General features: G+C 69.2%; 11 protein-coding genes. 6 read left to right on the forward strand and 5 right to left on the reverse strand.

Annotated elements, in window-relative coordinates:
* Positions 1-45 precede the first annotated feature (45 nt).
* The 4 genes from rimM to ffh all read right to left on the reverse strand — a co-directional run bounded on the left by rimM (position 46) and on the right by ffh (position 4,131).
* Entirely contained in the window at positions 46-561 is a 516-nt protein-coding gene (gene rimM / locus ASE35_RS07435; RefSeq protein WP_056175806.1) for a ribosome maturation factor RimM, read from the reverse strand.
* Positions 562-615: 54 nt separating this feature from the next.
* Positions 616-873: a 30S ribosomal protein S16 gene (gene rpsP / locus ASE35_RS07440; RefSeq protein ID WP_056175808.1), complete on the reverse strand. Its 258-nt coding sequence runs from the start codon at positions 871-873 to the stop codon at positions 616-618.
* A gap of 220 nt (positions 874-1,093) precedes the next feature.
* Positions 1,094-1,990: a hypothetical protein gene (locus ASE35_RS07445; RefSeq protein ID WP_057159593.1), complete on the reverse strand. Its 897-nt coding sequence runs from the start codon at positions 1,988-1,990 to the stop codon at positions 1,094-1,096.
* A 773-nt stretch (positions 1,991-2,763) separates the two neighbouring features.
* Positions 2,764-4,131, reverse strand: coding sequence for a signal recognition particle protein (ffh, locus tag ASE35_RS07450; RefSeq protein ID WP_056175819.1), 1,368 nt, complete (start codon positions 4,129-4,131; stop codon positions 2,764-2,766).
* Between the two features lie 291 nt (positions 4,132-4,422).
* Here ffh and ccsA point away from each other — a divergent pair, with 291 nt between their 5' ends.
* The 6 genes from ccsA (at position 4,423) to ASE35_RS07480 (ending at position 10,962) form a co-directional block, all read left to right on the forward strand.
* Positions 4,423-5,211: a cytochrome c biogenesis protein CcsA gene (gene ccsA / locus ASE35_RS07455; RefSeq protein ID WP_057163361.1), complete on the forward strand. Its 789-nt coding sequence runs from the start codon at positions 4,423-4,425 to the stop codon at positions 5,209-5,211.
* 39 nt (positions 5,212-5,250) lie between these two features.
* Positions 5,251-5,919, forward strand: a complete 669-nt coding sequence (locus ASE35_RS07460; protein WP_056175825.1) for a type II CAAX endopeptidase family protein — start codon at positions 5,251-5,253, stop codon at positions 5,917-5,919.
* A 173-nt stretch (positions 5,920-6,092) separates the two neighbouring features.
* Positions 6,093-6,551: a MarR family transcriptional regulator gene (locus ASE35_RS07465; RefSeq protein WP_057163362.1), complete on the forward strand. Its 459-nt coding sequence runs from the start codon at positions 6,093-6,095 to the stop codon at positions 6,549-6,551.
* 3 nt (positions 6,552-6,554) lie between these two features.
* The gene (locus ASE35_RS07470) at positions 6,555-8,066 is read left to right on the forward strand and encodes an efflux transporter outer membrane subunit (protein WP_057163363.1); all 1,512 of its coding nucleotides are present in this window, start codon (positions 6,555-6,557) and stop codon (positions 8,064-8,066) included.
* Positions 8,063-9,247 (forward strand): efflux RND transporter periplasmic adaptor subunit, encoded by a 1,185-nt coding sequence (locus ASE35_RS07475; RefSeq protein WP_057163364.1) that lies wholly within the window; start codon positions 8,063-8,065, stop codon positions 9,245-9,247. Before ASE35_RS07470 ends, ASE35_RS07475 begins: the two co-directional genes overlap by 4 nt.
* A 152-nt stretch (positions 9,248-9,399) precedes the next feature.
* On the forward strand, positions 9,400-10,962 hold the full coding sequence (locus tag ASE35_RS07480; protein WP_056175836.1) for a DHA2 family efflux MFS transporter permease subunit: 1,563 nt from the start codon (positions 9,400-9,402) through the stop codon (positions 10,960-10,962).
* A 67-nt stretch (positions 10,963-11,029) separates the two neighbouring features.
* Here the strand turns inward: ASE35_RS07480 and ASE35_RS07485 are convergent, their stop codons facing one another.
* Positions 11,030-12,745 carry an enoyl-CoA hydratase-related protein gene (locus ASE35_RS07485; protein ID WP_200956211.1) on the reverse strand — a complete coding sequence of 572 codons (1,716 nt, stop codon included), beginning with the start codon at positions 12,743-12,745 and terminating at the stop codon, positions 11,030-11,032.
* Positions 12,746-12,956 lie beyond the last annotated feature (211 nt).

Consider the following 12,956-nt stretch of genomic DNA (forward strand, 5'->3'; position numbering starts at 1 on the left):
CCGGGAACGAAAGCGCTCTCGCTCCTTTTTACGCTGCGCTCGTTCCTAGAACTCGGGATCCCAGTCCACCGTGACCACGCCGGCCTCGAAATCCACCGAGGTCACGTACTGCGGGATCACGAACGGAATCATGCGCTCGCGCTCGTCGTCGCGCGCGACCAGCACGTCGTTGGCGCCGGTGGCGAACAGATGCGACACGGTGCCCAGCTGGACACCGTCGACGGTGACCACGCGCAAGCCTTCCAGGTCGACCCAGTAGTACTCGCCCTCGCTGGGGGGCGGCAGGGCCGAACGCGGGACATAGATTTCGGTGCCGCGCAGGGCTTCGACGGCGTCGCGGTCGGCGACGTCGGGGAAACTGGCGACCAGATATTTGCCGCTTTCGCGGCCACGCACGCCCGACAGCTCGCGCTCGCGTCCTTGCGGGTCGCGCACGATCCAGGGCTGGTAGCGGAAGATGGCGCTGCGAGGCTCGGTCCAGGACTCGAGCTTGACCTCGCCGCGCACGCCGAAAGCGCTCAGCACCCTGCCCAGCAGGATGCGACGCGTGGATTCGGTCATTGCGATGCGGCCGTGAGGCGGTCGCCGCGCGCGCGAGGCGCGCGGCGAAGCGGCTTAGGCGGCCGGAGCGGCCTTGCCGGCCTGCTTGTAGAGGCCAGCGACCTTCTCGGTCAGCTGAGCGCCCTTGCTCACCCAATGCTCGACGCGAGCGATGTCGAGTTCGACGCGCTTCTCGTTGCCGGTGGCGACCGGGTTGTAGAAACCGACGCGCTCGATGTTGCGGCCGTCGCGGGCGCTGCGGCTGTCGGTGACGATGATGTGGTAGAACGGACGCTTCTTGGCGCCGCCACGAGTCAGGCGAATCTTGACCATCTTTACAGTTCCTGTGTTGCCCAGTCGCCGGATTGGCGAGGTAAGCCGGAAATTGTAGCCGATTCGTGGGCTTAGGCAAACTCGCCCCCGGCCTCCACGCGCCCAGGCGGCCCCGCCCGGCCCTGGCGCGGCGGCGGGCCCTCCCTGGCCACGCCGCCTGCCCCTGCCTGAATGGCCGTCCCTGGCCGGCCCCGCCTTCCGTAGCGGGGCCCGATAAGGCTTACAGCCCGTAGCGGATGCTGCCGCGCAGGGGCTTGTCGGCGCCGTCGCAGAACTGCTCGAAGTCCACGTGGATCCCGATCAGGCGCCCATTGAGGGGGTCGTAACGCACGCCCTTGACCTCGACCTGGCCGCCGCTGATCCAGCTGCAGCGCCCCTGGCTCGGGCGATCGAACACGAACAGCGCACTGGTGTCGGTGCCGATGGGCCAGGTGCCCGGCTGCAGCACGCCGCCGACCGGCGGCCTGAGCTTGGCGCGCCAGACGTCGCGCTGGCCGCTCACGGTGAAATCCATGTAGTTCGACTCTCCCAGCAAATGGAAGGTGCTGGTGTCGCCGAAGTAGCTCTTCTGCAGGCCCTGGCCGACCGGGTCGTCGCCGCCGCTGTCGAGCTTCACCGAGTACGGGGCCACGTTGTGCCGGATCACCGCCGCCAGCACCGGTGCGCTCGCGCTGCCGCAGCGTTGCAGCACCGTGGCCTCCAATGCCGCCACCCGCCCCTGCCGATCCAGTTCCAGCTGCTGGATATGGATCTCGCCCCACAGATCGTCGCAACGGCGACCGCCATTGGCCATGTACACGTAGGGCGCGCGGCCGGTACGCAAGGTGGGGTGCTCGGCGTCGTAGTAACGGCCCAGTTCGAACTTGCGCTGCGTCGGCGCCCCCACGGAGACGTACCAGTGGTCGTCGCCGCGCGCGACGGTCAGACGGATGGAGTGCGCGTCGGCCTCCATCGTCATCGTCGAGTCGGCATCGGTGTACACGGCGGACTGGCCCGCACCGACCGGATCGCCGGCCTGGCTGTGGACGGCAAACACCGTGTCCGCATGCGCGGAAGCGGCGAACAGGCCCGCGAACGCGAGCGCGGCGGTGGTGCAACGGCGGAACATCTTCGTCATATGCGCTTCACTCCTTGATGATGGCCGTGCCGCCCTTACCCCGGAGCGACGCGGCCTGTGGCGAACCCGCCGGCCCTGGCGAGCCGGCGGCCAGTCGGTGGCGACTGCGCGGCGCGTTGCGGTCCTGCATCGCGCTGCAGGGATATGATCGCGTTCGCACGTCTCCGCCATTAAGACGGCGCGGCGCCGCCGGTCGGGCGACGCGCGGCGAACGCAATCGCAGCGGGCGATACGCGGGTGGTGTACCTATGCGGACACGGCGATCGCGAATGCCGCGATGTCGCAGCGGCGACGCAGTCGCGGCTCTCCATGTATCGATCGCGGCTTACGCCGCTCCCACAGAAGGCAGGGGCTGCGCTGCTTTGGGGTAGGAGCGGCGTAAGCCGCGACCGCGCGATGGCGATGGCGATGGCGCCGAAAGCCTCGCTGGCTGCGCGCCTGATTCGTCGCTACTTCATAGGCCGCTCGACGCAAGGCCCCGACCCGGCTTGCCCAGCGCACCGGATGCCGGCGCTCGGCCTGAATCTGATCGCGGCTCACGCCGCTCCTACCCCAAGGCCGCGCAACCGCTTTCTGTGGGAGCGGCGTGAGCCGCGATTGCGCGACTTCGTGTGGCGACGCGGTCGCCGCTCGCGCCGTTCCTACAGGAGGCAGCGGCGGCCCTTGGGAGGGCGAGCGGTGGCGATACGTTGCGTTCGCGCAGTTGCGATGGCGCAAACGAAAACGGCGGCCAGTGGCCGCCGTTTCGATGCTGTCGCGCCCGCGCCGGACGATCAGCGGAACGGCATGCCGCCGCGGCCGCCCATCATGCCCTTCATGCCGCGCATCAGGCCCTTCATGCCGCCGCCGGAGAGCTTGCTCATCATCTTTTCCATCTGCTGGAACTGCTTCATGAGCTTGTTGACGTCGGCCGGGGTCATGCCCGAGCCCTTGGCGATGCGCGCGCGGCGCGAACCGTTCAGCAGCGCCGGATTGCGACGCTCCTTCTTGGTCATCGAGTTGATGATCGCGACCATCCGCGGCACTTCCTTGCCGGTGACCTGATTCTTGACCGCCTCGGGGATCTGGCCCATGCCCGGCAGCTTGTCCATGAGCCCGTGCAGGCCGCCCATGTTCTGCATCTGCTCGAGCTGGTCCTTCATGTCGTTGAGGTCGAACTTCTTGCCCTTGGCGACCTTCTCGGCGAGCTTCTGCGCCTTGTCCTTGTCGACCTGCTGCTCGACCTGCTCGACCAGCGACAGCACGTCGCCCATGTCGAGGATGCGGCTGGCGACGCGGTCGGGATGGAACACGTCCAGGCCGTCGGGCTTCTCGCCGACGCCGATGAACTTGATCGGACGGCCGGTGATGTAGCGCACCGACAGCGCGGCGCCACCGCGCGCGTCGCCGTCGGTCTTGGTCAGGACCACGCCGGTCAGCGGCAGCGCTTCGCTGAAGTGCTTGGCGGTGACCGCGGCGTCCTGGCCGGTCATGGAGTCGACCACGAACAGGGTTTCGACCGGCGACACCGCGGCGTGCAGGGCCTTGATCTCGGCCATCATCGCTTCGTCGATGCTGGTGCGGCCGGCGGTGTCGACGATCAGCACGTCGACATAGGACTTGCGCGCGTCGTCGATCGCGGCGCGCACGATCGCTTCGGGCTTCTGGTCGGCGCTGGAAGCGAAGAACAGCACGTCGACCTGTTCGGCCAGGGTCTTGAGCTGCTCGATCGCGGCCGGACGGTAGACGTCGGCCGAAACCACCATGACCTTCTTCTTGCGGCGTTCCTTGAGGTGCTTGGCGAGCTTGGCGACGGTGGTGGTCTTGCCCGCGCCCTGCAGGCCGGCCATCAGGATCACCGCCGGCGCCGGCACGTTGAGGTTGAGGTCGGCGGCCTGCGAGCCCATGACCGCGGTGAGCTCGTCGCGCACCACCTTGATCAGGGCCTGGCCCGGGGTCAGCGACTTCAGCACTTCCTGGCCGACCGCGCGCACCTTGATGCGCTCGATCAGGGCCTGCACCACCGGCAGCGCGACGTCGGCCTCGAGCAGGGCGATGCGGACCTCGCGGGTGGCCTCGCGGATGTTCTCCTCGGTCAGCCGGCCGCGGCCGCGCAGGCGCTCGATGGTGCCGGACAGGCGTTGGGTCAGGGATTCGAACATGAGGCGTCGGGGGCGTTAGGCGGAATCGCGAAGTATAGCGTCCGAGAGGCGGGAGGCCGTGCAGGTATTGAGAGGTCGGGGCTTGCGAAAGGGTTATCGCCCTGGGTCGAAGCGCAAATGCCCCTCGCCCGCCCCTTTTCCAAAGGGGAAGGAAAAGCGACGCCGCGGATTTGCACGGGGCGGTGCCGGAACATACGACAGCCACGCAGCGCCGTACGACCCGTGCTCCCTGGCTCTTGCGAATCCCCAATCTCCAATCCCCAATCCCGGCTCTTATGCCACACTGCCGCGATGACAATCGTTCTCATCGCCGTGGTCCTCTATCTGGTCGCCGCCGCGCTGCTGGTCGCGGCCGTGCGCAAGGACGGCGGGCGCAAGGCCCGGTTGTGGCTGCTGCCGGCCGATCTGGCGGTGTTGCTGCACGGCGCCGCCCACCTGATGGCCTGGAAACTCGCCGGCGGCGCCGATCTGCATTTCTTCGCCGCCCTGTCCCTGATCGGACTGGGCATGGCGGCGCTGACCGCGGTGGTCGGCGCGTCCGGGCGCATGGCCGCGCTGGGCGTGGTGGTGTTCCCGCTGGCGGCGCTGACCCTGATCGGCTACCACGCCTACGGCCACGTGCTGGCCGAGCCGCTGGACTGGCGCCTGCAGCTGCACGCCTGGTTCGCCCTGCTCGCCTACGCCACCCTCGCGATCGCGGCCCTGTTGGCGACGATGCTGTGGCTGCAGGAACGCGCGCTGCGCCGGCGCGAGTTCCACGGCTGGCTGCGCGGCCTGCCGCCGCTGGTGGAGCTGGAGACCCTGTTGTTCCGCACCATCGCGGTCGGCTTCGCGCTGCTCACCGCGACCCTGCTGACCGGCTTGCTGTTCGTCGAGAACCTGCTGGCCCAGCACCTGGTGCACAAGACCGCGCTGAGCGTGCTGTCCTGGCTGGCGTTCGGCGGCCTGCTGCTGGGCCGCTGGCGCTACGGCTGGCGCGGCGGCACCGCGGTGCGCTGGACCCTGGCGGCGATGGCGCTGCTGGTGCTGGCGTTCTTCGGCAGCAAGTTCGTGCTGGAGCTGGTCCTGCAACGGACCTGAGCCCACCGCCCTCTCGTACCACCGCAATCGGAATCGCGCATGCAGGACTGGATCCGCTCGCTGTCGCCGCGCAGCGAGTTCGTGGTGGTGATCGGGCTGGCGTTCGGCTGGGCATTGCTGTCCAGCCTGCAGAGCGTGCTGTCCGGCGCGCCCGCGCAGACCGACGCGGCCTACACTTTCAGCGCCGCCGACCTATGGAGCGTGCTCATCGTCGAACTGACGGTGATCGCGATGCTCGGCTACTTCCTACGCCTGCGCGGCTGGACGATGGCGCATTTCGGGCCGCCGGCGCAGGCCGGCGATGCGGTGCCCGCGCTGGTCCTGGTGGCGGCGTCGATACTGTCGTACCAGTTGCTGGCGACGCTGGCGCTGTCCAGCGGCACCGCGCTCAAGCCCGCGCAGACGACGCCGGACGTGGGCTGGACGGCGATCCTGGCGACTTCGGCGGTGAACGGCTTCTACGAGGAGATCTTCGTCTGCGGCTACGTGCTGGTGGCCCTGCGCGAACGCTGGGGCCTGTGGCCGGCGATCCATGTCAGCACCGCGATCCGGGTCGCCTACCACCTCTATCAGGGCTCGGCCGGGGTGCTGGGCATCGTGCCGCTGGGCCTGCTGTTCGCCGGCTGGTACGCCCGTACCGGACGGCTGTGGCCGGTGATCCTGGCCCATGTGTTGCTGGACGTGATCGCCTTGGCGGCGTTGGCCTGAGCGTAGACTACGTCGCATCCAACTGATTTAACTGAATAATTTCCGTCTAAAACCTTGACGAGAGGTCCTGGGCGGGCGCGGGCGCGCTCGCCCGCGCGCCGCGACACGGCGTTCCATTGACGTAACAATATTTGCATTGACAACTATTGCAGAGGGTAGCAATATGCCGCCCCATGAAGACCGCCCCTCCCCCGATCGCCTGCAGCGGCTCCACCCTGGGCCTGCTGTTCCGCCAAGTCCGCGACGCCATGTGGGCGCAGATGGAGCGCGAGCTGGCCGCCGCCGGCCATGAACTCACGTTCAGCCAGTACATCACCCTGAAGAAGCTCGCCGACGGCACCGCCGGCGTGACCGACCTGGCGCGCGCCGCCGAACTCAATCCCGGCGCCATGACCCGCCTGCTCGACCGGCTGGAAGGGCGCGGCCTGGTCGCGCGGGTCGCCGATCCGTCGGATCGCCGGGCTTTGAACATTCATCTCACCGACGCCGGTGTGACCATCTGGCAGGACATCAACAAGTGCGGCCAGCGCGTGCGCGAGCAGGCGTTGAGCGGCATGAGCGACGTAGAACGCGAAACCCTCACGCGCCTGCTCGAACAGGTGCGCGACAACCTCACTCCCTCCGGTTCCTGAGCCATGAACATGCCTGTCTCGACCGCCCGCACCGCGCTACCGCGACGCGCGCTGCGCCCCCTGCTCACCGCGCTGGCCGCGGCGCTGATCCTGGCCGGCTGCGCCAGCACCCACGGTCTGGCCCCCGAAGGCCGCGCGCTCGACGCCGACGCGTTGGAGAGCCAGCGCAGCCTGGGCGCCTACGCGGTGTCCGACGCCGCGTTCCCGAAGCAGGATTGGTGGACCGCGCTGGGCGATACCCAGCTCGACAGCCTGATCGCCGAAGCCCTGGCCGGCACGCCCAGCCTGGACGCCGCCGACGCGCGCGTGCGCCAGGCGATCGCGCAGGCCGGCCTGGCCGACGCCGCGCGCAAGGCCACCGTCGGCGCCGGCGCCCAGTACGCGGGCGTGCGCATTCCCGAAACCGTGGCCCCGGAACCGCTGGGCGGCCACTACAGCGGCGTCGAACTGCTGTCGCTGAGCTTCAAGTACAGCCCCGACCTGTGGGGCGGCCATCGCGCGCGCTGGGAATCGGCCCTGGGCCAGGCCCGCGCCGCCGAGGTCGAAGCCCAGGCCGCGCGCCTGACCCTGTCGTCCAACATCGCGCGCGCCTACGTCGCGCTGGCGCAGGCGCATGCGGCGCAGGACGTCGCGGTCGCCGAAAAGGAACGCGCCAGCCGCCTGCTCGGCCTCGGCCGTCAGCGCGTCAAGGCCGGTCTGGACAACCAGTTGCAGATCCGTAACGCCGAAAGCACGGTCGCCTCCGCGCAGCAGCAGGCGCAGGCGGCGCAGCAGCAGATCGACGCCGCCCGCAACGCGATCGCCGCGCTGCTGGGCAAGGGCCCGGACCGCGGCCAGAGCATCGCCAAGCCGGGCCTGCTGAGCGCGTCCGCGCCGGCGATCCCGGCGGTCGCATCGAGCGAATTGTTGGGCCACCGCCCCGACGTGGTCGCCGCGCGCTGGCGCGTGGAAGCGGCCGCGCACGGCATCGACGCCAGCAAGGCCGACTTCTATCCGACCGTGAACCTCAGTGCCATGATCGGCCTGGCCTCGGGCGGCCTGTCCGACCTGTTCTCCAGCGACGCCCTGCTGCTGCAAGGCGGCCCGGCGATCAGCATGCCGATCTTCGACGGCGGCCGTCTGCGCAATCAGCTGGCCAAGAGCGACGCCGATTACGACCTCGCCGTCGCCACCTACAACCAGAGCCTGGTCGGCGCGCTGCGCGAAGTCGCCGACGCCCTGCAGGCCGCGCGCTCGCTGGACGCGCAGTTGGTCTCGGCGCAACAGGCGCGCGACGCCGCGCAGTCGGCCTGGCAACTGGCCACGGCGCGCTACCGCGGCGGCCTGGGCACCCAGCTCGACGTGCTGGCCGCGCAGCGCCCGCTGCTGCAGCTGGATCAGCAGATCGTCACGCTGCGCGCGCAGCGCCTGAGCGCTTCGATCGAACTCGACCGCGCGCTCGGCGGCGGGCTCCAGCTCACCGCTCCCACCACCGCCATCTCCAATTCCGACATCGCCAAGGCCTCCACGCCATGACCACCGAAATCAATCCGCAAGCCGCGGCCCCGGCCGCGCCCACCAACGGCAAGCGCCGCAAGTTCCTGCTCCTCCTGCTGGCCGTGGTGGTGATCGCCGCGATCGGCTGGACGGCGTGGTACCTGCTGGTCGCGCGCTGGCACCAGGACACCGACGACGCCTACGTGCAGGGCAACATCGTCAGCATCACCCCGCAGTCGATCGGCACCGTGGTCAGCATCGGCGCCGACGACGGCATGAAGGTGACGGCCGGCCAGGTGCTGGTCCAGCTCGATCCCAACGACGCCCAGGTCGCCTACGAACAGGCGGTCGCCAACCTCGCCAACACGGTGCGCCAGGTGCGCGGCCTGTACAGCGCGGTCGATGCCGGCCAAGCCGATCTGAGCGCGCGCGAAGTCGCGGTGCAGAAGGCGCGCGCCGACGTGAAGCGTCGCGAGGGCCTGGTCGCCAGCGGCGCGGTCTCGGCCGAGGAGCTGGCCCACGCGCGCGACGAACTGGCCGCCGCCGAAGCCAGCCTGTCGTCCTCGCGCGGCACCCTGTCGCGCAACCGCGCGCTGGTCGACGCCACCACCCTGGGCAAGCAGCCGCAGGTCGCCGCCGCCTCCGCGCAGCTGCGCCAGGCCTACCTCAACCTGCAACGCGCCGCCATCGTCGCGCCGGTCTCCGGCTACGTCGCCAAGCGCAACGTGCAGCTGGGCCAGCGCGTGCAGCCGGGCGCCACGCTGATGACCATCGTGCCGCTGGAGCAAGTCTGGGTGGACGCGAACTTCAAGGAAACCCAGCTCAACAACATGCGCATCGGCCAGCCGGTCGAGCTGCATTCGGACCTCTACGGCAGCGATGTGGCCTTCGAAGGCAAGGTCGCCGCGATCGGCATGGGCACCGGCAGCGCGTTCGCCCTGCTGCCGGCGCAAAACGCCAGCGGCAACTGGATCAAGATCGTGCAGCGCGTGCCGGTGCGCATCGAGGTCGATCGCAAGCAGGTGCTCGAACACCCGCTGCGCCTGGGCCTGAGCATGCACGTCGACGTCAACATCCGCGGCCAGGACGGCGCGATGCTGGCTGGCTCGACCCCGGCCAAGCCGGTGCTGACCACCGACGCCTACACCAAGCAGCTCGCCGACGCCGACGCGCTGATCGAGAAGATCGTCAACGACAACCTGCCCAACCGCCACGGCTGAGCGTAGGCGGCGCGGGCCGGTCCCGCGCGCGCATCCGACGCCCGGCGCAATGAGCCGGGCGCCCTCGCCCAACCGCACTGCGATGCCGCAGCCGATCGCGACCTCGCCCCGTTAGCGACGAACGCCGCGCCACTCCCTCTCAAGGCCGTTCCATGTCCGCCACCGCCACCGCAGCCGCGCCCGCCCCGCAAGCCGGCTTCCGGCCACCGAACATCCCGCTGACCACGCTCGGCCTCGCGCTGGCGTCGTTCATGCAGGTGCTCGACCTGACCATCGCCAACGTCTCGCTGCCGACCATCTCCGGCAATCTGGGCGGCAGCGCCAACCAGGCGACCTGGGTGATCACCTCGTTCGCGGTCAGCAACGCCATCGCGTTGCCGCTGACCGGCTGGCTGACCCGCCACTTCGGCGAGCGCAAGCTGTTCGTGTGGGCGACCTTTTTGTTCGTGATCGCCTCCCTGCTGTGCGGTCTGGCCAACAGCATGGGCCTGCTGGTGGCCGCGCGTGCGCTGCAGGGCTTCGTCGCCGGCCCGATGTACCCGATCACCCAGGCCCTGCTGATCTCGATCTATCCACCGCACAAACGCGGACAGGCGATCGCGTTGCTGGCGATGGTCACCGTGGTCGCGCCGATCGCCGGCCCCATCCTCGGCGGCTGGATCACCGACAACTACAGCTGGGAATGGATCTTCTTCATCAACGTGCCGATCGGCATCTTCGCCAGCCTGGTCGTCGGCAGCCAGCTGCGCGGCCGCCCGGAGAAGCTGGAAAAGCCGAAGATGGATTACGTCGGCCTGATCACCCTGGTGATCGGCGTCGGCGCCCTGCAGATCCTGCTCGACCTGGGCAACGACGAGGACTGGTTCCGTTCCAACCTGATCGTGATCCTGGCGATCGTGTCGGCGATCGCGCTGGCGGTGTTCGTGATCTGGGAGCTCACCGACAAGGACCCGATCGTCAACCTGCGCCTGTTCCGGCACCGCAATTTCGCCGCCGGCACCGCCGCCATGGTGATCGCCTACGCGGCCTTCTTCGCGGTCGGCATCCTGGTGCCGCTGTGGCTGCAGCGCAACCTGGGGTTCACCGCGATCTGGGCCGGTTTCGCGACCGCGCCGATCGGCATATTGCCGGTATTGCTGACGCCGTTCGTGGGCCGCTACGCGCACAAGTTCGACCTGCGCTGGCTGGCCACCTTCGCCTTCATCGCGATGTCGCTGACCAGCTTCGCGCGCTCGGGCTTCAACCTCGACGTCGACTTCAACCACATCGCGATGGTGCAACTGTTCCAGGGCTTCGGCGTGGCGCTGTTCTTCATGCCGGTGCTGCAGATCCTGTTGTCGGATCTGCAGCCGCACGAGATCGCGGCCGGCTCCGGCCTGGCGACCTTCATGCGCACCCTGGGCGGCAGCTTCGCCGCCTCGCTGACCACCTACGCCTGGACCGAGCGCGGCGCGGTCCACCATGCCCACCTCACCGAGAAGCTGTCGGCCTACGATCCCAACCTGATCGAGACCGCCACCCGCATGGGCGGCGGCAACCTGCAGACCGGCGCGGCGATGCTGGAGCGGATGATCTCCAACCAGGCCGCGCAGATCGGCTTCAATGAGATCTTCCACCTGCTCGGCCTGATCTTCCTGGCGGTGATCGTGTTCGTCTGGTTCGCCAAGCCGCCGTTCCAAGCCAAAGCTGGCGCGGCCGCGGCCGGCGGCCACTAGGCCTCCGACACAGCGCCAGCGTAGGGCCGGGTCTTCCCGGCCCTACGCATTTGTGTCTAGCGCATCATCAAGCCGACGAGGCGGCCTCGCGCGAATCGTGGGTGTCGCGCGCGGGCTCGCTCGCCGGCGCCGGCGCGCCCTTGCGCACGAAGCGTTGGCGGGCCTCGTGGTAGGCCGGATCGGGGCCGAAGAAGTTGCGGTACATGTGGCTGAGCTCCTCGGCGGCGTAGCTCTCCAGCGGCTTGCGGCGCTCGTCGCTGCTGCGGCGCCGGCGCTTGAGGCCGATCGCCTTGCGCCAGGCCGCGGGCTCGACCAGGGCTTGCGCACGCGCCTCCACCTCCGCGCGGAAACCGGCGCCGTCCTCGCCGAACGCGGCGTCGATCAGACCGATGCGGGCGGCGTGTTCGCTGGTCAGCGGACGCAGGCTCTCGGTAAGCTCCTGCGCGCGCGCCAAGCCGACCCGGCGCGGCATCAGATAGGTCCAGTACTCCGAGCCGTACAGGCCGCCCATGCCACGGTAATGCGGGTTCAGCACCAGCCCAGCGCGCGCCCACACCTGATCCGCGGCCAGGGCCAGCACCACGCCGCCGGCGCCGGCGTTGCCCTGCATGGCCGCGATCACGCGATGGCTGTCGGTGAGCACGATCTCGCGCACCAGCGCGTTCATGGCCAGGATGTTGTGCCAGGACTCCAGCGCCGGATCCTTCGCCGCCTCGATCTGGTTGAGGTGGATGCCATTGCTCCACACGTCCCGGCCGCCCATCAAGGCGATCGCCTTCGTCGGCCGCTGGCGCGCGTGCAGGAAGGCGGCGCGCAGGCGCTCGCATTGCCGGGTCGACATGGCGCCGTTGTAGAAATCGAAATGCAGGTAGCCGACCTCGCCGTCCTCGCGGTAGCGAATGTCGCGCCAGGTGTCGGGCCCTTCCGGCGCGTCGAACGCCAACGGCCGCTCCGGCACCTTGGCCATGCGGCGCCGGCCCAACACCTGCGCCGCCGGCAGCTTGATGCCGTCCTTGACGCGCAGATGGCCCAGCCACAACGCGCCGTCGCCGCTGCCCACGCAGACCGCGCCTTCGCGCTGCGCCAGCAACTCGCCCGGACGTCCGCGCAGGGTCGCTTCCGGCCAGGCGTCGTAGAGCTGACAGGGCAAGCCGGCCAGCAAGGCGCGCGCGCCCGGCGCGCTGTCGCCGCAGCGCACGCGGCGCAGGATCGTCGCGCTGGGCAGGTCCCAATCCACCGCACGATCGGCCGCGCGCATGGCCGGACGCAAGCGCCCGCGCACATCCGCGTCGCGATAGTCGAGCGCGCGCGGCGTATGCAGCCCGGACGCAAAACGCTCGATCGCCTGCAGCAAGGCGCGCAACGCCGCCTGCGCGACTTCGTGGCGATAGAGTTCGCTCTTGCCGACCTCGCGCATGGGGAAGGTCGCGCTGGCCCAGATGTCGCCGGCGTCCATCTCCGCCGCCGCCTGCAGCACGGTCACGCCCCACTCGCGCTCGCCTTCCAGGATCGCCCAATCCAACGAGGAAGGACCGCGATCGCCGACGATGCCGGGATGCACGATCAGGCAAGTGCTGCGATTCCAGATCGCCTCGGGGATCGCCGACTTCAGCATCGGCGCCACGATCAGATCGGGGCGCTCGCGCTGCGCCGCCTGCTGCATGGTTTCGGGGTCGCTCGCGACCTGGATGACGACGTCGTGGCCCAGTTCCGACAACCGGCACGAGACCAGTTGGGTCAGCCCATTGCACGCCGTGCACAGAAGCAGAATGCGCAGTGCCATCGAACATTCCTTGTTCGTCCGTGTGAACTCACTGTCGGCCAAGGCCGACAGGCAAACTCGCTCCCTAGTCACAATTCCTACGAGTTATTTATGCCGAACCGGTCAAAACCGGACGGCGGTCGAATTCGGGTCGCAGCCAGGCTTGGGAATGGGCAGCGGATGGCGTTCGGATGCAGGTCCGCTAAGGCACAGACGCCCGCCACCGCGCTTG

The sequence above is a fragment of the Lysobacter sp. Root916 genome (assembly GCF_001429785.1).
Taxonomy (GTDB): domain Bacteria; phylum Pseudomonadota; class Gammaproteobacteria; order Xanthomonadales; family Xanthomonadaceae; genus Lysobacter.

Excerpts from the sequence above, each read along its gene's own strand:
- ffh (WP_056175819.1), bottom strand. The coding sequence starts at position 4,131 with ATGTTCGAATCCCTGACCCAACGCCTGTCCGGCACCATCGAGCGCCTG.
- rimM (WP_056175806.1), bottom strand. The coding sequence starts at position 561 with ATGACCGAATCCACGCGTCGCATCCTGCTGGGCAGGGTGCTGAGCGCT.
- ASE35_RS07465 (WP_057163362.1), top strand. The coding sequence starts at position 6,093 with ATGAAGACCGCCCCTCCCCCGATCGCCTGCAGCGGCTCCACCCTGGGC.
- rpsP (WP_056175808.1), bottom strand. The coding sequence starts at position 873 with ATGGTCAAGATTCGCCTGACTCGTGGCGGCGCCAAGAAGCGTCCGTTC.
- ASE35_RS07480 (WP_056175836.1), top strand. The coding sequence starts at position 9,400 with ATGTCCGCCACCGCCACCGCAGCCGCGCCCGCCCCGCAAGCCGGCTTC.
- ASE35_RS07460 (WP_056175825.1), top strand. The coding sequence starts at position 5,251 with ATGCAGGACTGGATCCGCTCGCTGTCGCCGCGCAGCGAGTTCGTGGTG.
- ccsA (WP_057163361.1), top strand. The coding sequence starts at position 4,423 with ATGACAATCGTTCTCATCGCCGTGGTCCTCTATCTGGTCGCCGCCGCG.
- ASE35_RS07485 (WP_200956211.1), bottom strand. The coding sequence starts at position 12,745 with ATGGCACTGCGCATTCTGCTTCTGTGCACGGCGTGCAATGGGCTGACC.
- ASE35_RS07475 (WP_057163364.1), top strand. The coding sequence starts at position 8,063 with ATGACCACCGAAATCAATCCGCAAGCCGCGGCCCCGGCCGCGCCCACC.
- ASE35_RS07445 (WP_057159593.1), bottom strand. The coding sequence starts at position 1,990 with ATGACGAAGATGTTCCGCCGTTGCACCACCGCCGCGCTCGCGTTCGCG.
- ASE35_RS07470 (WP_057163363.1), top strand. The coding sequence starts at position 6,555 with ATGAACATGCCTGTCTCGACCGCCCGCACCGCGCTACCGCGACGCGCG.